This window comes from Xanthomonas sp. WHRI 1810A (assembly GCF_040202885.1).
In the GTDB taxonomy this organism is placed as follows: domain Bacteria; phylum Pseudomonadota; class Gammaproteobacteria; order Pseudomonadales; family Pseudomonadaceae; genus Aquipseudomonas.
Window position 1 is genome coordinate 231,940 of sequence record NZ_JBEGED010000006.1, and the last position, 23,276, is coordinate 255,215.

23 protein-coding genes are annotated in these 23,276 nt (G+C 61.9%); 10 read left to right on the forward strand and 13 right to left on the reverse strand.

What is annotated here, in order from left to right; translation table 11 throughout:
• Positions 1 to 15: 15 nt before the first annotated feature.
• Entirely contained in the window at positions 16 to 309 is a 294-nt protein-coding gene (locus ABQX22_RS11600; protein WP_349799563.1) for a hypothetical protein, read from the reverse strand.
• A 95-nt stretch (positions 310 to 404) separates the two neighbouring features.
• On the opposite strand from ABQX22_RS11600, the gene pbpC reads away from it, so the two are divergent.
• Complete coding sequence (gene pbpC, locus ABQX22_RS11605) at positions 405 to 2,735, forward strand: peptidoglycan glycosyltransferase PbpC (protein ID WP_349799565.1); 2,331 nt, start codon at positions 405 to 407, stop codon at positions 2,733 to 2,735.
• 123 nt (positions 2,736 to 2,858) lie between these two features.
• On the opposite strand, the gene ABQX22_RS11610 is transcribed toward pbpC, so the two are convergent.
• The 6 genes from ABQX22_RS11610 to ABQX22_RS11635 all read right to left on the reverse strand — a co-directional run bounded on the left by ABQX22_RS11610 (position 2,859) and on the right by ABQX22_RS11635 (position 7,562).
• Positions 2,859 to 3,425 carry a DUF4136 domain-containing protein gene (locus tag ABQX22_RS11610; RefSeq protein ID WP_349799567.1) on the reverse strand — a complete coding sequence of 189 codons (567 nt, stop codon included), beginning with the start codon at positions 3,423 to 3,425 and terminating at the stop codon, positions 2,859 to 2,861.
• A gap of 18 nt (positions 3,426 to 3,443) precedes the next feature.
• Positions 3,444 to 4,073, reverse strand: coding sequence for a DUF4136 domain-containing protein (locus ABQX22_RS11615; protein ID WP_349799569.1), 630 nt, complete (start codon positions 4,071 to 4,073; stop codon positions 3,444 to 3,446).
• Between the two features lie 23 nt (positions 4,074 to 4,096).
• Complete coding sequence (locus ABQX22_RS11620; RefSeq protein ID WP_349799571.1) at positions 4,097 to 4,846, reverse strand: methyltransferase domain-containing protein; 750 nt, start codon at positions 4,844 to 4,846, stop codon at positions 4,097 to 4,099.
• Positions 4,843 to 5,148, reverse strand: coding sequence for a nucleotide pyrophosphohydrolase (locus ABQX22_RS11625; protein WP_349799573.1), 306 nt, complete (start codon positions 5,146 to 5,148; stop codon positions 4,843 to 4,845). Before ABQX22_RS11625 ends, ABQX22_RS11620 begins: the two co-directional genes overlap by 4 nt.
• 176 nt (positions 5,149 to 5,324) lie before the next feature.
• Positions 5,325 to 6,182 (reverse strand): MaoC family dehydratase, encoded by an 858-nt coding sequence (locus ABQX22_RS11630; RefSeq protein WP_349799575.1) that lies wholly within the window; start codon positions 6,180 to 6,182, stop codon positions 5,325 to 5,327.
• Between the two features lie 24 nt (positions 6,183 to 6,206).
• The gene (locus ABQX22_RS11635) at positions 6,207 to 7,562 is read right to left on the reverse strand and encodes a 3-oxoacyl-ACP reductase (protein ID WP_349799577.1); all 1,356 of its coding nucleotides are present in this window, start codon (positions 7,560 to 7,562) and stop codon (positions 6,207 to 6,209) included.
• Positions 7,563 to 7,757: 195 nt separating this feature from the next.
• Here ABQX22_RS11635 and ABQX22_RS11640 point away from each other — a divergent pair, with 195 nt between their 5' ends.
• Positions 7,758 to 9,035, forward strand: a complete 1,278-nt coding sequence (locus tag ABQX22_RS11640) for an acetyl-CoA C-acetyltransferase (protein WP_349799579.1) — start codon at positions 7,758 to 7,760, stop codon at positions 9,033 to 9,035.
• A 220-nt stretch (positions 9,036 to 9,255) separates the two neighbouring features.
• Here ABQX22_RS11640 and ABQX22_RS11645 read toward each other — a convergent pair whose 3' ends face one another.
• Positions 9,256 to 10,284 (reverse strand): bile acid:sodium symporter family protein, encoded by a 1,029-nt coding sequence (locus tag ABQX22_RS11645; RefSeq protein WP_349799581.1) that lies wholly within the window; start codon positions 10,282 to 10,284, stop codon positions 9,256 to 9,258.
• Between the two features lie 97 nt (positions 10,285 to 10,381).
• On the opposite strand from ABQX22_RS11645, the gene ABQX22_RS11650 reads away from it, so the two are divergent.
• From ABQX22_RS11650 to ABQX22_RS11660, 3 genes are all read left to right on the forward strand, one after another.
• Positions 10,382 to 11,188 (forward strand): AraC family transcriptional regulator, encoded by an 807-nt coding sequence (locus ABQX22_RS11650; protein WP_349799583.1) that lies wholly within the window; start codon positions 10,382 to 10,384, stop codon positions 11,186 to 11,188.
• A 317-nt stretch (positions 11,189 to 11,505) separates the two neighbouring features.
• Positions 11,506 to 11,775: a hypothetical protein gene (locus tag ABQX22_RS11655; RefSeq protein WP_349799585.1), complete on the forward strand. Its 270-nt coding sequence runs from the start codon at positions 11,506 to 11,508 to the stop codon at positions 11,773 to 11,775.
• Positions 11,776 to 12,089: 314 nt separating this feature from the next.
• On the forward strand, positions 12,090 to 12,983 hold the full coding sequence (locus ABQX22_RS11660) for a PA4780 family RIO1-like protein kinase (protein WP_349799587.1): 894 nt from the start codon (positions 12,090 to 12,092) through the stop codon (positions 12,981 to 12,983).
• A 91-nt stretch (positions 12,984 to 13,074) separates the two neighbouring features.
• Here ABQX22_RS11660 and cueR read toward each other — a convergent pair whose 3' ends face one another.
• The 3 genes from cueR to ABQX22_RS11675 form a co-directional block, all read right to left on the reverse strand.
• Positions 13,075 to 13,482 (reverse strand): Cu(I)-responsive transcriptional regulator, encoded by a 408-nt coding sequence (cueR, locus tag ABQX22_RS11665; RefSeq protein WP_349799589.1) that lies wholly within the window; start codon positions 13,480 to 13,482, stop codon positions 13,075 to 13,077.
• Positions 13,479 to 15,677: a heavy metal translocating P-type ATPase gene (locus tag ABQX22_RS11670; RefSeq protein ID WP_349799590.1), complete on the reverse strand. Its 2,199-nt coding sequence runs from the start codon at positions 15,675 to 15,677 to the stop codon at positions 13,479 to 13,481. The genes cueR and ABQX22_RS11670 overlap by 4 nt, the downstream gene beginning before the upstream one ends.
• 74 nt (positions 15,678 to 15,751) lie before the next feature.
• A complete protein-coding gene (locus tag ABQX22_RS11675) occupies positions 15,752 to 16,132 on the reverse strand; it encodes a hypothetical protein (protein WP_349799592.1) in 381 nt (126 codons plus the stop codon).
• Positions 16,133 to 16,288: 156 nt separating this feature from the next.
• Between ABQX22_RS11675 and ABQX22_RS11680 the strand changes: the two genes are divergently transcribed.
• Positions 16,289 to 16,486: a heavy-metal-associated domain-containing protein gene (locus ABQX22_RS11680; protein WP_349799593.1), complete on the forward strand. Its 198-nt coding sequence runs from the start codon at positions 16,289 to 16,291 to the stop codon at positions 16,484 to 16,486.
• Between the two features lie 122 nt (positions 16,487 to 16,608).
• Here ABQX22_RS11680 and ABQX22_RS11685 read toward each other — a convergent pair whose 3' ends face one another.
• Positions 16,609 to 18,468 carry an Lnb N-terminal periplasmic domain-containing protein gene (locus tag ABQX22_RS11685; protein WP_349799595.1) on the reverse strand — a complete coding sequence of 620 codons (1,860 nt, stop codon included), beginning with the start codon at positions 18,466 to 18,468 and terminating at the stop codon, positions 16,609 to 16,611.
• Positions 18,469 to 18,542: 74 nt separating this feature from the next.
• Positions 18,543 to 19,031 carry a DUF3015 domain-containing protein gene (locus tag ABQX22_RS11690; RefSeq protein WP_349799597.1) on the reverse strand — a complete coding sequence of 163 codons (489 nt, stop codon included), beginning with the start codon at positions 19,029 to 19,031 and terminating at the stop codon, positions 18,543 to 18,545.
• Positions 19,032 to 19,308: 277 nt separating this feature from the next.
• On the opposite strand from ABQX22_RS11690, the gene ABQX22_RS11695 reads away from it, so the two are divergent.
• The 4 genes from ABQX22_RS11695 to ABQX22_RS11710 all read left to right on the forward strand — a co-directional run bounded on the left by ABQX22_RS11695 (position 19,309) and on the right by ABQX22_RS11710 (position 23,238).
• The gene (locus ABQX22_RS11695; protein WP_349799599.1) at positions 19,309 to 21,741 is read left to right on the forward strand and encodes a Lon protease family protein; all 2,433 of its coding nucleotides are present in this window, start codon (positions 19,309 to 19,311) and stop codon (positions 21,739 to 21,741) included.
• Positions 21,742 to 21,921: 180 nt separating this feature from the next.
• Positions 21,922 to 22,254, forward strand: coding sequence for a PA4575 family protein (locus tag ABQX22_RS11700; RefSeq protein WP_349799601.1), 333 nt, complete (start codon positions 21,922 to 21,924; stop codon positions 22,252 to 22,254).
• Positions 22,255 to 22,425: 171 nt separating this feature from the next.
• On the forward strand, positions 22,426 to 22,914 hold the full coding sequence (locus ABQX22_RS11705) for a TIGR00645 family protein (RefSeq protein WP_349799603.1): 489 nt from the start codon (positions 22,426 to 22,428) through the stop codon (positions 22,912 to 22,914).
• A gap of 15 nt (positions 22,915 to 22,929) precedes the next feature.
• Positions 22,930 to 23,238 carry a DUF6482 family protein gene (locus ABQX22_RS11710; RefSeq protein ID WP_349799605.1) on the forward strand — a complete coding sequence of 103 codons (309 nt, stop codon included), beginning with the start codon at positions 22,930 to 22,932 and terminating at the stop codon, positions 23,236 to 23,238.
• The last annotated feature ends 38 nt before the right edge of the window (positions 23,239 to 23,276 follow it).

Below are 23,276 nucleotides of genomic sequence, written 5' to 3' on the forward strand. Positions count from 1 at the left end.
TTGGTGATGCCGCTATCAGTGAATAATCCAGCTCAACAGCCACAGCCCCAGAAACAGCCAGATGATGCCCATAATGATCGAGGCGCGCATGAAGGCGCGAACCGCGGAGTACAACAGCATCAGCCCGACGATCAGCGCGATGATGCTGATCAGCGAAGTGTCCATGCCCAGTGTGCGAGACAGGCCGTCGACGAAGTTGCCGCCGGCATGAGTGAACAGATTGAACAGCCAGCTCAGGCCGTCGACGATGAAGCGAATCACGGCACCAATGGCCTGGCCAAGCCATTCGAAAAAGCTTTCTACCTGCATATCTGCTTCCTGATGAAGATCATGGAACAAGGGAACTGTTCGCTTTGGCTGTCACTCGTGTCGCCGAGTTCCGTGCAGCATAAAGGCTCTTTGGCATGAGACGCGTAAAACTTCTGCGCAAGCTGCTCGCCGCCTTGCTGGGATCGATCCTCCTGCTCTGGCTCGCCGACCAACTCTGGCCACTGCCGCTGCCCCAGGACGACCTCGCCCGTGTGGTCCTGGCCGAAGACGGCACGCCGCTGTGGCGCTTTGCCGATGCCGACGGCGTGTGGCGCTATCCGGTGTCGGTGGATCAGGTGTCGCCGTTTTACCTTGAGGCGCTGTTGACCTACGAGGATCGCTGGTTTTATCAGCACCCCGGTGTGAACCCCATGGCGTTGCTGCGTGCCACCTGGCAAAACCTCAGCGGTGGCCACGTGGTGTCCGGAGGCAGCACGTTGTCGATGCAGGTGGCGCGGTTGCTGGATCCGCACCCGCGAACGCTTGGCGGCAAACTGCGTCAGTTGTGGCGCACGGCCCAGCTGGAGTGGCACCTGAGCAAACCGCAAATCCTCACGCTGTACCTCAACCGCGCACCCTTCGGCGGCACGTTGCAAGGCGTGGCCGCTGCCAGTTGGGCGTACCTGGGCAAATCACCGCAGCAACTGACCCGTGCCGACGCCGCCTTGTTGGCCGTGCTGCCCCAGGCGCCCAGCCGGTTGCGTCCGGATCGTCATCCGCAACGGGCGCAGGCTGCGCGCGACAAAGTGCTGCGGCGTCTGGCCGAGTTCGACGTCTGGCCGCAACACGCCATCAACGACGCGCTGGAAGAGCCGTTGTTGCTGGCGCCTCGACAAGAACCGTCTCTGGCACCGTTGCTGGCGCGGCGCCTGAACCGTCCCGACAGCCCGCCGTTGATCCGCACCACCCTGGACGCAGGGCTGCAACGCCGGCTGGAAGACTTGCTGCTGAACTGGCGGGCGCGTCTGCCGGAGCGCACGTCGGCGGCGATTCTGGTGGTGGAAGCGCAGACCATGGCCACCCGCGCGTACGTCGGCTCGGTGGACATCAGCGACACACGGCGTTTCGGGCACGTCGACATGATCAGCGCCCTGCGCTCGCCGGGCTCGACGCTCAAACCGTTTCTGTACGGCAAGGCCATGGATGCCGGTTTGATTCATTCCGAATCGTTGCTGCAGGACGTACCGCGCCGCTACGGTGACTATCGGCCGGGCAATTTTTCATCGGGATTCACCGGGGCGGTGTCGGCCAGCGCTGCACTGTCGATGTCCCTCAACTTGCCCGCCGTGCAATTGCTGGAAGCCTATGGCCCCAAGCGTTTCGCCGCCGAGTTGCGTAATGCGGGCGTGCCGTTGACGTTACCGCCGCTGGCCGAACCGAATCTGGCGTTGATCCTGGGCGGCGCCGGCAGTCGTCTGGAGGACTTGGTGGGCGGTTATGCCGCGTTGGCGCGAGCGGGGCGCAGCGCGGATATCCGGCTGCAACCGGATGATCGATTGCGCGATCACGCCATGATGTCGCCGGGGGCGGCGTGGATTATCCGACGGATTCTCAGCGGACAGTCGCGGCCTGATCTGGACCCGCACGCCGACCTCGTGCAACGCCCCCAGCTGGCGTGGAAAACCGGGACCAGTTATGGCTTTCGCGATGCGTGGTCGATTGGCGTCGGGCCGCGGTTTTTGATCGGCGTGTGGATCGGCCGCCCGGACGGTACACCGGTGCCAGGGCAGTTTGGCCTGGCGTCGGCAGCGCCGCTGATGTTGCAGGTGCACGACCTGCTGGTGAACCGCGATGCCCAGCGCAACATCGTCGCGCCCGTGCAACCGGTGCCGCTGAATGTGGGTGTCGCGGCGATCTGCTGGCCGCTGGGGCAGCCGATGAGCAAGGCCGAGCCCAATTGCCGTCGTCAGCGTTTTGCCTGGACGCTGGATGGCACCACGCCACCGACGTTGCAGGCCGCCGACCAGCCGTTGGGGTTGGGTTTGCTGGAGAAGGTGTGGGTCAGCGCGCAAGGGTTGCGGGTGGGCGCCGAGTGTCCTGGCGCGCAGGCCCGTGACGTCGCGCTGTGGCCCGCGCCCCTTGAGCCGTGGCTGCCTCGGGCGGAACGTCGGGAGGCGCGACTGCCCGAGATTGACCCACACTGCCCGCCACAAGGCGTGAGCCTGGCCGCGCCGCTGTCGATTGTCGGCGTTCGTGAGGGCGATCAATTGCGCTTGCCTGCCGGCAGCCAACAATCGCTGCGGCTAAGCGTGTCAGCCTTGGGCGGCAGCGGTCGGCGCTGGTGGTTCATCGACGGCGCGCCGGTCGCCGATACGGCGAACCAGGCCAGTTACAGCCCGACATTGACCCGGCGCGGCCGCTACCAACTCAGCGTGCTGGACGAAAGCGGCCAGACGGCGCGGGTGGAGTTCAGTGTGGTGGATTGAGGGCTTCGCACGACCTGTAGGAGCTGACGAGCCCGAGCGAGGCTGCGATTGCGGTGTGTCAGATGTACCGCATCGCAGCCTTCGGCGGCTCGGCAGCTCCTACACAAGCCACCGTCCACATCATCAACGCGGCGGATACTGCTGCAAAATTTTCGCCACGGTCTGACGCAGCGCCAACTCCCGGGCTGCCGGGTTGGCCGAGCTGTCGCTGACGACCTGTTCGGTACTGCCGCGCCAGACCAGCTTGCCGTCCTTGCCGTCGAGCATGTCGATCTGCAGGGTCGAGACCTTGTAATCGACGCTGCGGGTTTCGGTGCCCATCGGGCCGCCCCAATAACCGCCCCACGGGTTGCCCCAGTAACCGCCGCCCCCATAGGTGTTGCTGATCAGTTGCTGCTTGTTCTCAACGATCAGCCAGGCCTGCACCTGCACATCCGCCCTGACGCCCGGCGCTGCCATGCGCAATCCGCGCTGATCGAGCTGCTCACCCACCGACTGCCGGATGCGCTGCTCGGTCAGGTCACTTTTGATCCGTGGATCATCCGGTTGATATTGCAGGGCAGGCTCTTTCCAGGCCCAAGTCCGGTAGCCGCCGAAGTCCCGTTGAGCATCGAAATCGCGATTCACGCGATCCGTCTGACAGGCGCTCAGGAGCACCGCAAAAAACACTAACGCAAGACAACGCAACATGGTGGCTCTCCAGAACGTTTACGAAGGAGGATAAGCAGTCAGTGCGCTTTGCACCGCCTGCCGCAAGGCTTTGGCGCGGTCCGATTGATCGCCGCCGCCGCCGCTGCCGGTCTCGGCGCTGGCGCTCCACACCGGCTGACCACTGCGGCCGTCGAACAGACTGATCTGCACCACGACCACTTGAACCTGATAGGTGCGCACAATTGGAACGCTGGCGTAACCGCCGTAGCCGTTGCGATACCCGTTGTAATAGCCGCCACCCATGCCGCCATAGTACGGGTCGTAATAATCGTCGCGCTCCTGGCGGATCCGGGTTTCCATCCGGGTCTGCGCCATCACCCGCAGGTCAGCCGCCTGCGGGTTTGAAGACGGACGCAACCCGCGCTGGTCCAGCCCGTTGCTCACCGCCTCGGCCACTTGCGCCGAATCAGCCCACGCCGTACCCGGCGGCAGCTGACCGTTGAGCCACGTCCAGCTGCGGTAGCGGCCATAGTCACGCGGCGGCGCCGGGTACGCGCTCATGTCCAGCGTGTTCGCCGCCTGGGGCGGTGCAGCGGGCATCGGCGCTGAAGTGGCGACGTACGGGTTGTTGCTCTGGCAGGCAGTGATGCTCAGGCAGAGCGTCAGCAAAGCGAGGCAGCGTTTCATGAGGGTCTCCGCGAGTGGCAGTCTCAAACGGGTCGGCACATCCAGTGCAGGTAGCGTCCCAATCCGGCGAATGCGGGGTGGCGGCGGTGGGACAACTCCATTTCAAGCAGGTCGGCGAGTTCGGCTTTGGCCTGGAACTCCACCGGCATGTAATCGTGAAAAACCCTGACACCGCTTTCGGTTTCGACTCGCCACAGCGCTTCAAGTTGCGCCGCTAATTCCCGGGGATCAAGCGGTTGTTGCGGGGTCAGGCTTTGTTTCTCGCCGGCCATGGTGTTGCGCCGCATCTTGCGGAAATGGCCCTTGAGCAGATTGCGATAAATCAGCGCGTCGCGGTTGTAGAACGCTAGCGACAACCAGCCATCGGGCTCGGTCAACTGATGCAGCACCGGCAGAATCGTGAAGGGCTCTTCCAGCCATTCCAGCACGGCGTGGCAGATCACCAGATCGTAACGCTCGGTGAGAATGTCGGGCAGTGCCTGCCATGGCGCCTGGATGAACGTGGCCGTCTGCCCGGCGTCGATAAAGCGCTGGCGAGCCCCTTCGAGCATGGGTTCGGCGGGCTCGGCCAGAGTCACGTCGTGCCCGCGCTCGGCGAGCCACAACGACATGTGCCCGAGGCCTGCGCCAATGTCCAATACGCGCAACGGACGGTCCGGCAAGCTTTCGGTCAGGTCGGCCTGCAACACCGCCAGCCGGATCGCCCCCTTGGCACCGCCGTAGATTTTTTCCGCGAAGCGCGTGGCCAGCAGGTCGAAATGACGGTCACTCATTTGCTGAACCGCCGCTCGCTGTCGGCCAGTTTGGCGCTGACCACTTCGTTCATGTCCAGCCCCAGCTCGCTGCACATCAACAGCAGGTACAGAACGATGTCGCCCACTTCCTGACCGGCGTGGGCCAGTTCATCGGGGGGCAACTGGCGGGACTGGTCTTCGGTTTTCCACTGGAAGATTTCCACCAGCTCGGCCATCTCCACACTGGCGGCCATGGCCAGGTTTTTCGGGCTGTGAAACTGGCGCCAGTCGTTGTTATCGCGGATGCAGTGCAGGCGTTGAGTGAGTGCGTCGAGGTTCATGGGCGTCTCCTGAAGGCGCATAGCTTCAGCGGGAAGCGGGGTGGAAGCAAGGATTCAGTGGCGGGAGTTTTGGTGACCACCTGTAGGAGCGCGCTTGCCCGCGATTGGCCCGTTTGAACGATGGAGATCCGTTGCCCGAACGAATGTGATCGCGGGCAAGCGCGCTCCTACAGTGATCACTCCGTCGCCGGCCGCCAACGCCCGATCATGTGCACAATCCCGTCCTTGCCCTCGACCTTGAACTGCCCATGAGACCCGGCCGCGCTGGCCGACAACGTGACTTCGCTGGGCAACCGCACCGGCTTGTGAAACTCGACGGCGATGTCGACGTTGGCGTCCGGCAGGTGGTCATCCAGCGCCGCCAGGGTTCGGCTTTTTATCCACATGCCGTGAGCGATAGCCGTAGGAAACCCAAACAGCTTGGCGCTGGCGTCACTCAAATGGATGGGGTTGTAGTCACCGCTCAACTTGGCGTACTGGCGACCGATGTCCGAGGGCGCGTGCCAAGTGGCCAGTTCGTTGACCGGCAGCGGCAGGGATTCGGAGGCGCTTGCAACCTCGCCCTCGAGCTGCACGCCGCGGCACAGCATCGTGCTGTCTTCCTCCCACAGCAGCCCAAGCGCGTCCTCGATCTGGGTGATCATGCTGAACGTCGCGCCTTTGGGGTGCGCCTTGAGATTGCCGACGCGCACACTGGCCTGCACCTTGATCACGCCACCCAGCGGACGGCGAATGCTGATGCGGTTGGCCACATGCACCAGCCCCAGCAGCGGGAAGGGGAAGTCCTTGTCGGTCAGCAGTTTCATCTGCAGCGGGAAGGCCAGTACGTGGGGGTAGGTCGGTGGCAGCAGGCTGCTGGTGACGAACCCGCACACCTGGCGGAAGGCCGCGACCTTGTCCGGGTCCACCGACACCCAGCAGCGCAGACCCTGTTCGGGCAGCTGCGAACCGGTGACCTTGCGCCGCAGCGCCGCCTGCATGAATAAGCCCGGCAGCGCCGGTGGGCTATCCAGATAACGCCAGTGTGCGGTCATTGCCGATCTCCTGTTTTTACGTCATCACGCGCCGATGACGCTCTGCCCGCAGACACGCAGCACCTGGCCGCTGACGGCGCCACTGCCTGGTTGACTCAACCAGGCCACGGCCTCTGCCACATCCTGAGGCTGGCCGCCCTGGCCCAGCGAGCTCAAGCGGCGGCCGGCTTCACGGATCGCGAATGGCATGTCGGCGGTCATTTTGGTTTCGATGAAACCCGGTGCAATAGCATTGATGCTGATGCCACGGTCTTTCAGCACGGGCGCCATGGCCCGGGCGTAACCGATCAGGCCCGCCTTGCTGGCCGCGTAGTTGGTCTGACCGCGATTGCCCGCCAGTCCGCTGGTCGACGCCATCAGGATCACCTTGGCGTTGTCATGCAGTGTGCCGCTGTCGAGCAACGCTTGGGTCAGCACCTGCGGCGCATTGAGGTTGACGTTAAGCACCGAGTCCCAGAGGTCGCCCGTCATGTTGGCCAGGGTTTTGTCGCGGGTGATGCCGGCGTTGTGCACCAGAATGTCGAGCCCGCCTGGCAGGTGCTCGCTCAACTGAGCGGCGGCATCGGGGGCGCAGATGTCCAGCACCAGCGCCTGACCGCCCAGTCGCGCGGCCAGGGCTTCAAGGTCGGACTTGGCGTGTGGCACGTCCAGCAGCACCACCTCGGCGCCATCACGGGCAAGGGTTTCAGCGATGGAGGCGCCAATCCCCCGCGCCGCGCCGGTCACCAGTGCCTTGCGACCGGCGAGCGGGCGGCTCCAGTCCTGAACCGTTTCGCTGAAGGCCCGCAGGCGAATGACCTGCCCGGAGATGTAAGCGCTTTTGGGCGACAGGAAGAATCTCAGCGCACCTTCCAGTTGGTCTTCGGCGCCGGCATCCAATTGCAGCAGTTGGGCCGTGGCACCGTCGCGCAATTCCTTGGCCAGCGAGCGAGTGAACCCTTCCAGCGCCTGCTGGGTGCTGGCGGCCACGGCGTCGTCCAGTGTGTCCGGCGCTTTGGCCAGAATGACGACATGGGCGCTGGCCGCGAAGCTGCGCAGAATCGGCTGAAAGAATGACCGCAGCTGCGCCAGTTCCTCGGTGCGCGTCAGGGCGCTGGCGTCGAACACCACGGCCTTGAGTTTGGGGCCCTGGCCTTCAATCCAGGGATTTTCGCCGGGCGCCGGGCCGCCAAAGGTGAACAGCAGGTCGGTCAAGCTGGGCGCAATGGCGCGGACCCGTTCGCAGAGCGGTCCCGGACTGATCAGCAGCGCCCCTTCCACTGGCCGCAGACGCCCGGCCTGCCAACGCTCAAGCCGTGCTGGCGACGGCAGCCCGACCGCTCCTACCAGCCGGCGACCGATGTCCGAGTTGGCGAAGTCAATGTAGCGATCAGATGCCATGGAACACGCTCCTTGAGTTGGGGTTCAAACCAGTGGACCACAGGTGATTGCAATAAGTCCTACGCTGTCCTATTGCAACCCTGTAGGAGTGAGCTTGCTCGCGAAGGCGGTAAGTCAGTCACTTGAAATATTGAGTGATACATCGCTATCGCGAGCAAGCTCACTCCTACATTTAACGACGACAGGGAGATTTAGATGAACCAGCCACGCCGCGTCGCGATCATCGGTGGCAATCGCATTCCGTTCGCCCGCTCTAACGGACCGTATGCCACCGCCACCAATCAGGAGATGCTGACTGCTGCGCTGGAAGGCCTCCTCGAGCGCTTCAGTCTGCACGGGGTGATCATGGGGGAAGTGGTGGCGGGAGCCGTGCTCAAGCATGCTCGGGATTTCAACCTGACCCGCGAATGCGTACTCGGCTCGCGGCTGTGCCACCAAACGCCGGCCTACGACATTCAGCAAGCGTGCGGCACCGGCCTTGAAGCGGCGTTGCTGGTCGCCAACAAAATTGCACTGGGGCAGATCGATTGCGGGATTGCGGGCGGCGTTGACACTACGTCCGACGCGCCCATCGGCGTCAACGAAGACCTGCGGCAGATTCTGTTGCAGGTCAATCGCAGCAAAACCCCCGCTGACAAGATGAAGGCGCTGCTGCGGCTGCGCCCGCACCACCTCAAGCCTGAGCTGCCACGCACGGACGAGCCGCGCACCGGCTTGTCCATGGGGGAGCACTGCGAGCTGATGGCGCAGACTTGGAATATCTCGCGGGCGGCGCAAGATCAGTTGGCGCTGGAAAGTCATCAAAAAATGGCCGCCGCCTATGTCGACGGGTGGCACGATGACCTGATGATGCCGTTTCGTGGCCTCTATCGCGACAACAACCTGCGCCTCGACGCCAGCCTGGAAAAGCTCTCGTCGCTCAAGCTTGCTTACGAGCGCAGCGCCAGAGGCACGCTGACGGCGGGCAACTCGACGCCGCTGACCGATGGCGCCTCGGTGGTGCTATTGGCCAGTGAAGAATGGGCGCAGCAGCGTGGCCTGCCAGTACTGGCTTACCTGCGTGACGGCGAAACGGCGGCGGTGGATTTTGTGCACGGAGGTGAGGGCCTGCTGATGGCACCGGTCCACGCGGTGCCGCGCTTGCTGGCGCGCAACGGGCTGACGCTGCAGGATTTTGATTTCTATGAGATCCACGAAGCCTTTGCCGCACAGGTGCTGTGCACGCTCAAGGCCTGGGAAGACGCCGAGTACTGCAAATCCAGCCTGGGCCTTGCCGCCCCATTGGGGTCGATTGACCGCAGCAAGCTCAACGTCAAAGGCAGCTCACTGGCCGCCGGCCACCCCTTCGCGGCAACGGGCGGCCGCATTGTCGCCAACCTGGCGAAGCTTCTAAGCGTGGCCGGGCAGGGACGTGGTTTGATTTCGATCTGCGCGGCGGGCGGGCAGGGGGTGACGGCGATCATTGAGCGGTGAAGTCGATCCTGGATGGGGCGTGCCCACGATCAAACGCTGGAGTAGGCTTCTGGCCGCAGGCCGTGGGAGCTCGGCTTGCCAGCGAGGGGCTGCGCAGCGGCCCCGGAGTCAGCCAGCGCGATTGAATCAATGCGCGCCCTAGGTTTTGCTGCCGGTCCCCGGCAGATCGTCGGCAAGCCAGACTCCCACGCCCTTCGGGCAGAAGCGCTCCAACACTGCGTTACGCCGCCTGCGCATCCTCAATCGCTTCTTTGGACAACTGCTGCTTGTGCCGGGTGGCGTAGGCCTCGGCCATCACCGAGCAGACGATCAACTGCAGTGGGTGGTAGATCATGATCGGCAGCAGAATCAGGCCTAACCCAGGGTTGTCGCCAAAGATCAGCGCGGCCATGGGCGCACCGGCGGCGAGGGATTTTTTGCTGGCGCAGAACACGGCGGCAACTTTGTCCGCGTGATTGAATTTCAGCAGTTTTGCGGTGCTGGTGGTCATCAGCAGAATTACCGCCAGCAGCACCGCGCTGCCGATGAAAGCCATCAGGATGACCGTGTCGCCCTGGGTCTGCCACATGCCGGACACCATGGAATTGCAGAACGCGGCGTACACCAGCAGCAGGATGACGATTTTGTCGATGAGGTTGGTGTACTTCTTGTGCCGCGCGAAAAACTTGCCCAGCAGCGGGCGAATGAGCTGACCCAGCACCAGCGGCAGCAGCAACATGATGCACAGGTCCAGTAGCGTTTTGCTCAGATCGATCCCGCCGCTGCCGGTGCCCACCACCAGGCTCACCAGCCATGGCGTCATGAAAATCCCGAACACACTGGACATGCTGGCGTTGAGAATCGCCGCGGGCACATTGCCGCCCGCACTGCCGGTCAGGGCCACCGAAGACGAAATCGTCGAGGGCAGCGCGCACAGATAAAGGAAACCCAGCATCAATAGCGCGGGCACCTGGGAGCCCAGCAGTTTGTTGCTCAGGAACCAGATCACCGGGAACACCAGGAACGTGAACAACTGCACCATGATGTGCAGCTTCCAGTTCTTCAGGCCGTTTTTGATCTGCTCGCTGGACAGGTTGACCCCGTGCAGGAAGAACACCAGAAACACCCCGACGGTGATCACGATCTCGGCGTGCATCCCGCCGCCTGTGGCGCCAAAGGACGGGATGAAATACGCCAGCAGCGTGGCCAGCAGCATCCCCAGAAGGAACCAGTCGGTGACGACGCGCTTGAGGTGTTTGAGTACGTGCATAACGGGGCTCGCTCGTAGCAGAAGACGAATGTGTAAAAAATGATGTCCCCAGCGTAACTCAGCCGTAGACTGCCGTCTCGCGACACAAGGCCAACCTATGCTGACTAACGGACATTTTTCCGCCCGCCATCCCGGCGCTGAGCGACAGATACCGAGCCTGCACGACCTGCCGCGTGCGATCTACGCCCGGGCCGAAAGCCTCAGCGCAGGCTCATGGACCCCGACGCATCGCCACGATTGGGTGCAGTTTTCCTACGCGATCAGCGGCGTGCTGGGCGTGCACACACCGCAAGGCAGTTTCTTCGCGCCGCCGCAGTGGGGCGTGTGGATTCCCGCAGGGCTGGAGCATGAAGTCGTCACCTCCATGCGCGCCGAGATGCGCAGCCTCTATGTGCGCAAGGCGGATTGCGAATGGGCGCCGGACCGCTGCCGGGTGCTGGAAGTCACGCCGCTGGCCCGGGAGCTGATCAAGAGCTTCTGCCTGTTCCCGGCCGATTACCCTGAAGGTCAGAGCAGTGAATCGCGGCTTGCTTCGGTACTGCTCGATCAACTGGCGCACCTGCCGGAGGTCGGCTTTTCCCTGCCGTTGCCTCGGCATCCACGCTTGCTGGCACTGTGCGCCGAATTGATTGAACAGCCCGGCCTGATGATTACGCTGAGCGATTGGGCGATGCGCTTGAGCATGTCCGAAAAGACCTTGATGCGCCTGTTCCAGCGCGAGACAGGTCTGAGCTTTCGCGGCTGGCGGCAACGGGCCAGATTGCTGTCCTCGCTCAATGCGCTGGAGGAGGGGATCAGCGTCACGACCACAGCCTTGGCGTGCGGGTACGACTCGACGTCGGCGTTCATTGCGGCGTTCAAGGGGTTGTTCGGGTTTACGCCGGGGGAGTTGTTTCGCCACTGATTCCGCATCCCACCAAAACGATGCGGCAAACACGTATCCCCGCTCGAACGACAGTTGCATCGCACAAAACCCGCCCCTATGATTCGCCCCGTCGCTGCACCTCAGCGACCGGATTTGGCGATCCGATTTACATATTTGCAACAGCTCCGATGCTCGATTGCCCTCTATGGGCAGCGTTATGGTAGCTGTGCGTGGGAGACCTTCGGGTCTGCCGGGTATATGTGACCGGTTCGCCAACCTGCGTACAGTTGCCACCCCTGTTTTGTTTGGCGATAAAACGGGATGGCTTTCCAAATCACATAGAGAATTCCATCGAAATGACCCAATACACCCCACTGTCCCAACACCCCAACACTGTCCTATTCATCAACCCGGATGCGCCCATCGCTGACCTCCACGCGTGCGCCGTTCAGCGCCTGCAAGCCGTCAAAAACCTCATGACCTGCCTCGACGGCACCCGCAAGAACGACCCCGACGAAACCGACCTCGCCAGCTTGGCGGATGTTGCCAGGCTGTTGCTACAAGACAGCTGCGACATCCTGGAAGCCGTGGATTCGCAAATGACCAAACACCGATCAGAGCAATGAGTGGCACTGAAGTGCTGGATGGGGATTGCCTGGTGGGACTGATCTAATTACAGCGCTTCACCGCAAATTGAACCGTGTTCGGACCCCTGCGCGCGCCGCGGCTTCGTTCTTTTTTCGTAGAACCCGAGCCGAACAGCTTCGGGATTCACCGTGGATGCAGGCTTTTGCCCCAGACGGCACAAAAGCTGCTTTACCCCAGTGGGGCGACGGCCAACCGGCACTGAATCGGCCTACCCCCTACTCGCTGGCAGAGGATTGCCGTATAACGAGCAACAATCGCGTGTTTGGCAACGAAGGACCCACACAAAAAGCTGATGAAGACTCCTAAACGCATTGAACCCCTGATCGAAGACGGTCTGGTGGACGAGGTGCTGCGCCCGCTCATGAGCGGTAAAGAGGCAGCTGTTTATGTGGTGCGCTGTGGCAATGAGCTGCGGTGTGCCAAGGTTTATAAGGAGGCCAACAAACGTAGTTTCCGTCAGGCAGCGGAGTATCAGGAAGGCCGCAAGGTCCGTAACAGCCGTCAGGCCCGTGCGATGGCCAAGGGTTCCAAGTTCGGCCGCAAGGAAACCGAAGACGCGTGGCAAAACGCCGAAGTGGCGGCGCTGTTCCGCCTGGCAAGCGCCGGGGTGCGGGTGCCCAAGCCGTACGACTTCCTGGAAGGCGTGTTGCTGATGGAACTGGTTGCCGATGAATACGGTGATGCAGCGCCGCGTCTGAATGACGTGACGCTGGAGCCCGATCAGGCGCGCGAGTATCACGCGTTCCTGATTCAGCAGATCGTGCTGATGCTGTGTACCGGTCTGGTGCACGGTGACCTGTCGGAGTTCAACGTCCTGCTCACGCCCACCGGTCCGGTCATCATCGACCTGCCGCAGGCGGTGGATGCAGCTGGCAACAACCATGCGTTCAGCATGCTTGAGCGTGATGTCGGCAACATGGCGTCGTACTTCGGCCGTTTTGCGCCGGAACTCAAGGACACGCGTTTCGCTAAAGAGATGTGGTCGTTCTATGAGGCCGGCACCTTGTCACCTGCTACCGTGTTGACCGGTGAGTTCGACGAGCCGGAAGACCTGGCTGATGTGGGCGGTGTGCTGCGTGAGATCGAAGCGGCGCGGCTGGATGAGGACCGTCGTCAGGCGGTGCGAGCTGCCGACGAAGCCCCACCTGGCAAAACCGAAGAGCCGCCTCCGCCCTGGATGCAGTGAAGCGGGTTTGATCGTGCCCACGCTCTGCGTGGGCATGCATCCCGTGACGCTCCGCGTCCTTTAAGCGTTACCGCGCGGAGCGTGGGAACCATCAATTACGCTTGCAACACCCACCCGACTCCAGATCTCTCAGAATCGGGCAGTCCGGGCGATCGTTGCCCTGACAATGCTCCACCAGCTCCTGCAACGTATCGCGCAGCCCGGTCATCTCGTTGATTTTCTGCTCAAGCTCGGCGATGTGCTGACGGGCGAGGGCTTTGACGTCGGCACTGGCCCGGCCTCGGTCCTGCCACAGGGTCAGCAGCTTGCGCACTTCTTCCAGCGAAAACCCCAGATCCCGCGAACGCTTGATGAACGCCAGGGTATGCAAGTCGTCCGGGCGATACAGCCGATAACCCGCCTCGGTGCGATGGGCAGCCGCGAGCAAGCCGATGGACTCGTAGTAACGAATCATCTTTGCGCTCAGGCCGCTGGTTTTGGCGGCTTGACCGATGTTCATGGTGTCTCTCCTTCAAGGTTGGGTTTCCAGGTCTTGAGCAGCAGCGCATTACTCACCACGCTGACACTGGACAGCGCCATCGCCGCGCCGGCCAGCACCGGATTGAGCAGCCCGAACGCGGCCAGCGGAATGCCGATCACGTTGTAGACCAGCGCCCAGAATAGATTCTGGCGGATCTTTGCGTAGGTCCGTCGGCTGATATCCAAGGCGGAGGGCACCAATCGCGGATCGCCGCGCATCAAGGTGATGCCCGCCGCGTGCATGGCTACGTCGGTGCCGCCACCCATGGCAATGCCGATATCGGCGGCGGCCAGCGCGGGCGCGTCGTTGATGCCGTCGCCCACCATGGCGACCACGCCGGTTTTCTTCAGAGTGATCACGGCCGCGGCCTTGTCGGCGGGCAGCACGTTGGCGTGAACGTCCTTGATCCCCAGCGCGTCGGCGACGACCCTGGCGCTGCCGTGATTGTCGCCGGTCAGCAAGTGGCTGCTGATGTGGCGCGCGTTTAATTGCCTGATTGCGTCAGCCGCGCCGACCTTAAGCGTGTCGCCGAACGCGAACAGCCCCAGCACCGAAGGCTGCGGTCCCTGCGCGATCAACCACGACACCGTGCGGCCCTCGGCTTCCCACGCGTCGGCGGTCTTGGCCAGCGCCCCCGGTTGCACGCCGTTGTCTTCCAGTAACCGGCGATTGCCCAACGCCAGCTCGCGATGGACGAAGGTGCCGGCGACGCCGCGCCCGGCCAGCGAGCGGCTGTTTTGGACATTGCCCAGCGTCAGGCCGCGCGCGCTACAGGCCTCAAGCACCGCTTTGGCCAGTGGATGCTCACTGCCGCGTTGCAACGCACCGGCCTGTTGCAGCAGGGCATTTTCGTTGTCGTCCGTGGCGAGCAGATGCGCGATGCGCGGTTGGCCCGAGGTCAGGGTGCCGGTCTTGTCGAACACCACCGCCGTCACGGCGTGCGCGCGTTCGAGTGCATCGGCGTCCTTGATCAGGATGCCGTGGCGGGCCGCGACACCAGTGCCAGCCATGATGGCCGTTGGCGTGGCCAGCCCAAGGGCGCAAGGGCAGGCGATGACCAAAACCGTGACGGCGTTGATCAGGGCGGTTTCGAGAGAGGCGCCCGCCAGCAGCCAACCCATCAATGTCACCAGCGCGATGCCCAGCACCACCGGGACGAACACCTGGCTGACTTTATCTACCAGCTTCTGGATCGGTGCTTTGGCTGATTGCGCGTCTTCCACCATGCGGATGATTCGGGCCAGCACGGTCTCGGCGCCCAGTGCCGAAGTCCTGATCAACAGGCGCCCCTCACCGTTGATCGAGCCGCCGGTGATGTTGTCGCCAGGCTGTTTGGGGACCGGCAGGCTTTCACCGCTGATCAGCGCTTCGTCGGCGTGGCTTTGACCTTCGACCACCTCGCCGTCCACCGGAAAGCGCTCGCCGGGTTTGACCGACACCAGATCGTTGAGGGCCAATGCATTGATAGCAACGTCACGCTCCTGTCCATCCACCACCTGAGTGGCGCGTTCCGGACGCAGTGCTTCAAGGGCGCGAATGGCGCTGGCGGTCTGCCGTTTGGCGCCGCTTTCCAGGTATTTCCCCAGCAGCACCAAGGCAATGACCACCGCCGACGCCTCGAAATAGAGATGCGGCATTGTGCCCGGTGCGGCGACCGCCCACTGATAGAGGCTCAACCCGTAACCCGCACTGGTGCCCAAGGCCACCAGCAAGTCCATGTTGCCGGCCCCGGCGCGCACGGCTTTCCAGGCGGCGACGTAGAAACGCCAGCCGAAGATGAACTGAACCGGCGTCGCCAACGCAAATTGCAGCCACGCCGGCAGCATCACGTGCACGCCAAACGGGGAAAGCACCATGGGCAGGACCAATGGCAGTGCCAGGGCGATGGCGGCCAGTAACGCCCAGCGCTCGGCGACATGGCGCTGTTGCTGGTCGGCGGCTTGCGTGGCGGTATCGAGCTGGAGGCTGGCGCTGTAGCCGGCTTTGTCGACGGCGGCGATCAGGCTGTCGGGGTCGATCCCGCCTGTGGCTTCTACTTGGGCGCGTTCATTGGCCAGGTTGACGCTGACCTCTGTGACGCCAGGGACTTTACGCAGCGCACGTTCGACACGGCCCGCGCAACTGGCGCAGGTCATGCCGACGATGGGCAGATCGAACGTGGCGGAGGGGGGCATGAATAAAGATCCCTTGAGGACTGAGGCCTGCAAGGATCAACCTTGCCACACGGGCAAGGTCAACGGTTGTCATGTCAATAATTCAGATCGGCCTTTTTCAGGAAAATGCCGTTTGCCCCGGTGGCGATGCGGTACTTGAGTACGTCGCCTGCGTTGATGTGAATCCGTGAGTTGTTCTGCGCTTCGATGCCGGGCGAGCAGCCCGGCGCCTGGCCCGGCAAGACGCGCAGGCGCACGGAAATATCGCCGGCCGGCAGATTGAAGGACGCCGATTGCTCCTGAAACAATCGGCCGACCAGTTGATCCTGCATGAAGATGCCGATCTCGCACGGGGTCGCGATTTCAAGACGCTCGCGGGAAATGATCAGCACGCCGTAGTCCTGATCGGCCTGAGCCCAGGATGCGGAAGCCAACAGGCCAATAACACTGAAAAGGCGAAGGGCAGACCCGCGCATGGCAGATTCTCCGGTTGGGGCGGTAATGGGTGCACTTTGGCTCACGGATAAAACGATTACCAGCCCGGCAGGTTGAGCAGAAACTTGACCTTGCCCGGGTGGCAAGGTTGAAGCTGCCGACATCACACCGGACTAACCCGACGAAGGAGTCACCACATGCAAGTTTTCAACGTACAGGGCATGACCTGCGGGCACTGCGTCAAGGCCGTCACACAGGCAATAAAGACGGATGATCCGAGCGCCGAGGTGAACGTCGATCTGGCCAAAGGCGAAGTCAGCGTACAAAGCGCGTTGGCGAATGAGCAGATCATCGGGTTGATCGAAGAAGAGGGATACAGCGCAAAAATCGCGTGAAGGATTATCTCTGTGTAGGAGCGCGCTTGCCCGCGAATGCTATCTGCCAGCGATATGTGCGCCGATTGACACACTGATATCGCGGGCAAGCGCGCTCCTACAATTAATGCCTCTTCTCTTTGCTAATAGTGATACCACTTCAACTCCAGCATCACTTCATTCACCGGCGAGGTCATCTGGCTGAACTCGCGCTGCGCACTCAGGCGCAAACCCAGATTGCGGGACAGTTCCCACTGCTGGTTCAGACTGATGTTGCGGCGCACTTCGCCATTGGTGAAGTAATCACCCTTGGCTTCGAGGCTGAAATTGCCCAGCGGGTTGCGCCACAGCACGCCGGTGTTAAACCCGGCGGCCGGTGACACCAGTGCAGAAAAATCATTGTTGTGCTCAATGCGCACCGTCCCCAGCGCAAAGCCCAACACGTCCTCGCCCAACGCCCACGTCCCGCCCGCACCGCCGTTAACGTGGCTGACCAGATTTTCATCTCCATGCTTACCCAGCACCCGCTCCAGGCCGCCGCGCACTTGCCATGACCACGGCTGCAGCAGCTCGTTACGTGGGGTCAGTGAGCGGATGGTCGCCAGATCCAGCTGCTGAACCTGCCACCGATTGCCTTCGTATTGACGCAGCTTGAGCTGAAGAATCTCGATCTGCGCGCCCAGCGGGAAGCCATAGGCGTTGTCGTTCAGGTCGTGATACGCCATGCGCAGGCCGTATTCGCCGAACGCCTTGCCATTGCGGCTGCCTGCACCGAGTTGCCAGGTGCGGGACTCGTGGCCGTCTTCGGGCAGCCCGGGGCGTTCGATGTTTAGCGCAGGTGGCGGATTTTTGCTGATGGAGCGCAACAGCTCGAAACTGCGTTGCGACGCCACCGGATCACGTTCCTGGCCGTTGGCGCGGTAGCGTTCCAGGCGGTAGGCCGCGTCCTGAATCAGCGCCTGCCGGTCCTTTGGCAACGCTTGGTAATCCGGCGCCTGCAGCTGCTTCTGGTCGGCGCTGACCTTCAGCACCCATTGCTGCTCATCGTTGTTCAGCGGTTCGGCCCGGCTTAGCAGCTCGCGCTCGCGGGAGGGGCGGTAATCGATTCGTTCCACCAGTCCTGCGTCCTGCACGGCGCGCACGGTGTCTGTCGGGATCGCGGTCAGCTGGAATTTACTGGTCAGGTCCAGGCCGGGACGTGCCACTTGCAGCAGCTCCAGCAGGCGATACGAGCAGTTTTCATCGAAGAAGAAATAACCGAAGCGGATCTGCTTCAATTCCCACACGTGCTCGACCATGCGCCGGGTTTCCACCGGCGTCAGATTCAGCCGGTATTCCCACAGGTCCCGGTTCTCCAGGCTACGGTATTCGGAGAGTTTTTCCTGGTACGGCACCAGCGCGAACAAGCCGGGATAGCCGCCCATCAGCCCTTTCCAGGCGTACAGAATGCTGTTGTCCGAGCCTTCGATGTACGCGCCAAAGTTGATGGCGTAACTGAGCAGCGCGGTCTTGTTGGCTTGCACCCCGGCCTGGTCCACACGCAACAGCGTGTGGCCGAACATGGACGACGGGCTATTGAGGTAGGCGGCCGGGAAGATCAATACGGTGCTGTCCGGGGCCACGTCCTTGAACCACTGTTTGAATTCCTTGCAGTCCACGGCGGGCAGGTCGGTGAGCTTGAGCTGATCCTGCAACCAGCGGGTCCGCGAGGGATACACGCATTGGGCGTGGGCGTTTTCTTGTCCTGCGATGACGGGTCTGTAGATCGCGTCCACTGTTGCGGCCAGCTCGGCCGTCGGGTCATGTTCGCCGTCTTTCGCGAGGAAGAACTTCTGGTCATCCACGTAGCTGCGCCAACCGCCCAGCTTGCCGGATTCGTAATGGCCCAGGGAAATCCAGAACGGTGTACTGGCAAGTTGCTGCAAACGATCGTTGTCGACATGGGGTGCGGCAGACAGCGGGGCGCACACACAGAGCACCAGCCAGGCAAGGCGTTTGAGCATAGATAGGCAACTAGTCAGGAAAAGACAAATGCGTGGGAGGCCTGCCTTCCGAGCGGAAGACAGGCGTGCCGACTTTAAGCCTGGGAAGCGTATTTCGCCAGAGCCGGATCGTTCTTCAGTACGTTGACGGTGTTGTCGTGGACATCTTGCGCCGTGGCATCTGCCTTGGTGAAGATTTGCTGGTAGTGCTCGTGGGTGACTGCGGCGAAATGCGCACGGTCTTCCGGTGCAACGCCCAACACGACCGCGTAAGTGGTCAGTGCTTCGCCTTGGCCCATGGCCATGTCCTTGGACAGTTCATCCATCATGCCATTCATGGCCAGCCAGGATTTACCGCCGTAGGTCAGCGCAGCATTGGTCGAGCAGCCGTTGGTGCCAGAGGTCATGCCGAAAGTGGCGTTACCGGAGGTGCCGTTGGTGGTGGATGCAAGGAAGTGAGCGGGTGTACCGCGTTGGCCTTCGAACAACATGTTGCCCCAGCCACAGTCCGGGCCGCCTGGGGCTTGCGCCATGGCGTTGATGGACACAGCGGCGAAGAGAGTACCAAGAAGAATCCGTTTCATAGCTTTGTTCTCTTTTGTATTCAACCAAGGGTCGGAGCCTGGCCGATGACCGCGCCAGGGCGGGCCAGTCACTTGTCTACCGTCCGCGCACTTTGGAGTTTAGGCACAGTAGGAATGTTCCGCGTTTTATTACAGAAACTTCGCTGCAGCCCGTCTGTACAGCGCTGGCAGGCCTGATCAGCGACAGAATCGGGCATCGGCCTTTTCCTGCCTTGCCAGTCTGGTGCGCCGAGCGCCAGAATGCGCCCATCTGCCCCGCCTGATGTAAGGATGTCCGATGCCCGATCCTGTTGCTGCCAGCTTGCGACTTGCGCCTGAGGCGCTGACCCGTCCCTTTTCCGCTGAACAGTTCAGCTTCACGACGACCAACGATCTGGAACCCTTTCGCGGCGTGCTCGGCCAGGAACGAGCGGTCGAGGCACTGCAATTCGGTGTGGCCATGCCACGCCCGGGCTACAACGTCTTTGTGATGGGCGAACCCGGCACGGGCCGGTTCTCGTTCGTCAAGCGCTACCTCAAGGCCGAGGGCAAGCGCATGCAGACCCCGTGCGACTGGGTCTACGTCAATAATTTCGATGAGCCGCGCGAGCCCAAGGCGCTGGAATTGCCGCCGGGCAGCGCCAGTGCCTTCATCAACGACATCAACGGGCTGGTCGACAACTTGCTGGCGACCTTTCCTGCGGTGTTCGAGCACCCGTCCTACCAGCAGAAAAAGAGCGCCATCGACCGCGCCTTCAACCAGCGCTACGACCGCGCCCTGGATGTGATCGAACGCCTGGCCCTGGAAAAAGGTATTGCGCTGTATCGCGACAACACCAATATCGCCTTCACGCCCATGGCCGATGGCAAGGCGCTGGACGAGGCGGAGTTCTCGCAGCTGCCCGAAGCTGATCGCGAGCGTTTCCACGAAGACATTTCGTCGCTTGAAGAGCGCTTGAACGAAGAATTGGCCAGCCTCCCGCAGTGGAAGCGCGAGTCCAGCAATCAACTGCGTCAGCTCAACGAAGAAACCATCACACTGGCGTTGCAGCCCCTGTTGGCGCCCTTGTCCGAGCACTACGCGGAAAACGCTGCGGTGTGCGCGTACCTTCAAGCGGTGCAGGTCAACCTGCTGAAAACCGTGGTCGAGCAACTGGTCGACGACAGCAAGCCCGATGCGCAGGCCCGCATCATGCTCGAAGAACAATACCTGCCGAGCCTTGTGGTCGGGCATGCTGCCAGCGGCGGCGCGCCGGTGGTGTTCGAGCCGCATCCGACCTACGACAACCTGTTCGGCCGCATCGAATACAGCACCGATCAAGGCGCGCTCTACACCACATATCGTCAGCTGCGCCCCGGTGCGTTTCATCGCGCCAACGGTGGTTTTCTGGTGCTGGAAGCGGAAAAGATGCTCAGCGAGCCGTTCGTGTGGGATGCGCTCAAGCGCGCCTTGCAATCGCGCAAACTGAAGATGGAGTCGCCGCTGGGTGAACTGGGTCGTCTGGCGACCGTGACCCTGACCCCGCAAGTGATCCCGCTGACGGTCAAGGTCATCATCATTGGCGCACGTTCGCTGTATTACACGCTGCAGGACCTCGATCCGGACTTCCAGGAGATGTTTCGCGTCCTGGTGGATTTCGATGAAGACATCCCGATGGTCGACGAAAGCCTGGAGCAGTTTGCCCAGCTGTTGAAAACCCGGACGTCCGAAGAAGGCATGGCGCCTTTGACCGCCGATGCGGTAGCCCGACTGGCCACCTACAGCGCTCGCCTGGCGGAACACCAGGGACGGCTGTCGGCGCGGATCGGTGATCTGTTTCAGCTGGTCAGCGAGGCGGATTTCATTCGCAGTCTGGCCAATGATGAACGCACCGATGCCGGTCATATCGAGCGCGCATTGAAGGCCAAGGCCACGCGTACCGGACGCGTCTCGGCGCGCATCCTTGATGACATGCTCGCGGGCGTCATCCTGATCGACACCGCAGGCGCGGCCGTCGGCAAGTGCAACGGCTTGACGGTGCTGGAAGTCGGCGATTCGGCCTTCGGTGTGCCGGCACGCATTTCGGCGACGGTCTACCCCGGCGGCAGCGGCATCGTCGACATCGAGCGCGAGGTCAACCTCGGTCAGCCGATCCACTCCAAGGGCGTGATGATCCTCACTGGCTACCTGGGCAGCCGATACGCACAGGAATTTCCGCTGGCGATTTCAGCGAGCATTGCCCTGGAGCAATCCTACGGTTACGTGGACGGCGACAGCGCATCGCTGGGCGAGGTCTGCACGCTGATTTCCGCGTTGTCCAAAACCCCGCTCAAGCAGTGTTTCGCGATCACCGGGTCCATCAACCAGTTTGGTGAAGTGCAGGCGGTGGGTGGGGTCAACGAGAAGATCGAAGGCTTCTTCCGCCTCTGTGAAGCGCGCGGACTGACCGGGGAGCAGGGCGCGATCATCCCGCACGCCAACGTCACCACGCTGATGCTTGATGAGAAAGTGCTGCAAGCGGTGCGTGACGGGCGGTTCCATGTTTATGCCGTGCGCCAGGTGGATGAGGCATTGAGTCTGCTGGTCGGGCAGCCGGTGGGCGAAGCCGATGAAGACGGTCAATTCCCGGATGACTCGGTGAACGGCAGGGTGGTGGACCGTCTGCGTGACATCGCCGAGATGCTCAGCGAAGAAGACCTCAAGGACCTTGAAAAAGAGCCGCCACAATTACAGCCAGAGTTGAAAAGCTGAGGGTTTGACGTCAACAAAATGGGCGCATGATGGCTAAATGACCATTCGGCGCCCCGTTTGTTTTCAGGCTTTTCGAGGGGAGCGGTTCTTCTATATTGTCTCGTTACCACAGTTGTCAAAAGGACTGACGCGCCCGTATTGCCGTAACGCGCGAACACTGTAGCTACCGAGGAGCTCGCCATGACGCGCAGCCTCTGTCTCACTCGCCAATGCCTGGGTCTGATGACCCGAATCGAATGCGTCATCCGTCCGTTGTCCGGCGATAAGGGGATGTGGACCTTGTTGTTTGCCGCTGGAATGTCCGGAGAACAACCCACCGCCCTCAAGTCTCAGGGGCCCTTTCATGGGCCTGTCGCCGCAGAGTCGGTGCTGGATGCGATTGCTGAAAGCCTCACGCTGCATGGCTATCAAACCGCCGAGGAAATACCGATCTGGAGCGTTCACCTGCAAGGCGAACTGCGACGGATCAACAGCTCGGCAAGCCAAAGCCAGCAATCTTCCCCGATGAGTTGATGTAGCTGCTCATCGTCCGGAAACGCCGCCCGTGTTGTCCTGTAGTTCCGGTTTCGGGCGGCGCTTGTTCGTGGATCGAGGGGGTCAATTGTTTCAATAGTTGTCTGCGCAGATTGCCAGTCAATCGGTACGCCCTATACTTGCCGGCTTGTTAATGAACTGTGAGTTTCAATGGAACGCTTTTTCGAAAATGCCATGTACGCGTCGCGCTGGTTGCTGGCGCCTATCTATTTTGGTTTGTCTCTGGGGCTGCTCGCGCTGGCGCTGAAGTTCTTCCAAGAGATTTTCCACGTCATTCCCAATGTCTTCGCATTGGCGGAATCGGACTTGATTCTGGTCCTGCTGTCGCTGATCGACATGGCCCTGGTGGGCGGTCTGTTGGTCATGGTGATGATTTCCGGCTACGAGAACTTTGTCTCGCAACTGGACATCGACGACGATAAGGAAAAGCTCAACTGGCTGGGCAAGATGGACTCCACCTCGCTGAAGATGAAGGTCGCGGCCTCCATCGTGGCGATTTCGTCGATCCACCTACTGCGGGTATTTATGGATGCCAAGAACATAGAGCCGCAATACCTCATGTGGTACGTGATCATTCACATGACGTTCGTGGTCTCCGCGTTTGCCATGGGTTACCTGGATAAGCTGACCAAGCATTGATAAGAGGGCTCGTCCATGAATATGCAGGATCTGAGCGCCCACGCTGCGGCCGGGCAGGTGGACGAGCTGAACGTGATTTCCATCGAAGGCGGCATCTATCTGCTTGAAGCGCACATGCAGGGCGTTGTCCACCCGCTGCGCGATGTCGATGGCAAGACCTTGCACCTGCGTTCTGTGGAGCATGCGCGCCAGCTGCTTGAGGCGCTGCCGCCGGTGCCATTTTTCCTGATTCATGCGTCCGTCTACGACGAGATGTGCGGGCTGCAGGAAACGCGGCAGCAACCCTTGCGGGTGCCGATTTCGATGCGCTCATCCTGGTCGTGAGTGAGGCGCGCCTAGGGCCGTTTGCCCGATTGTGCTAG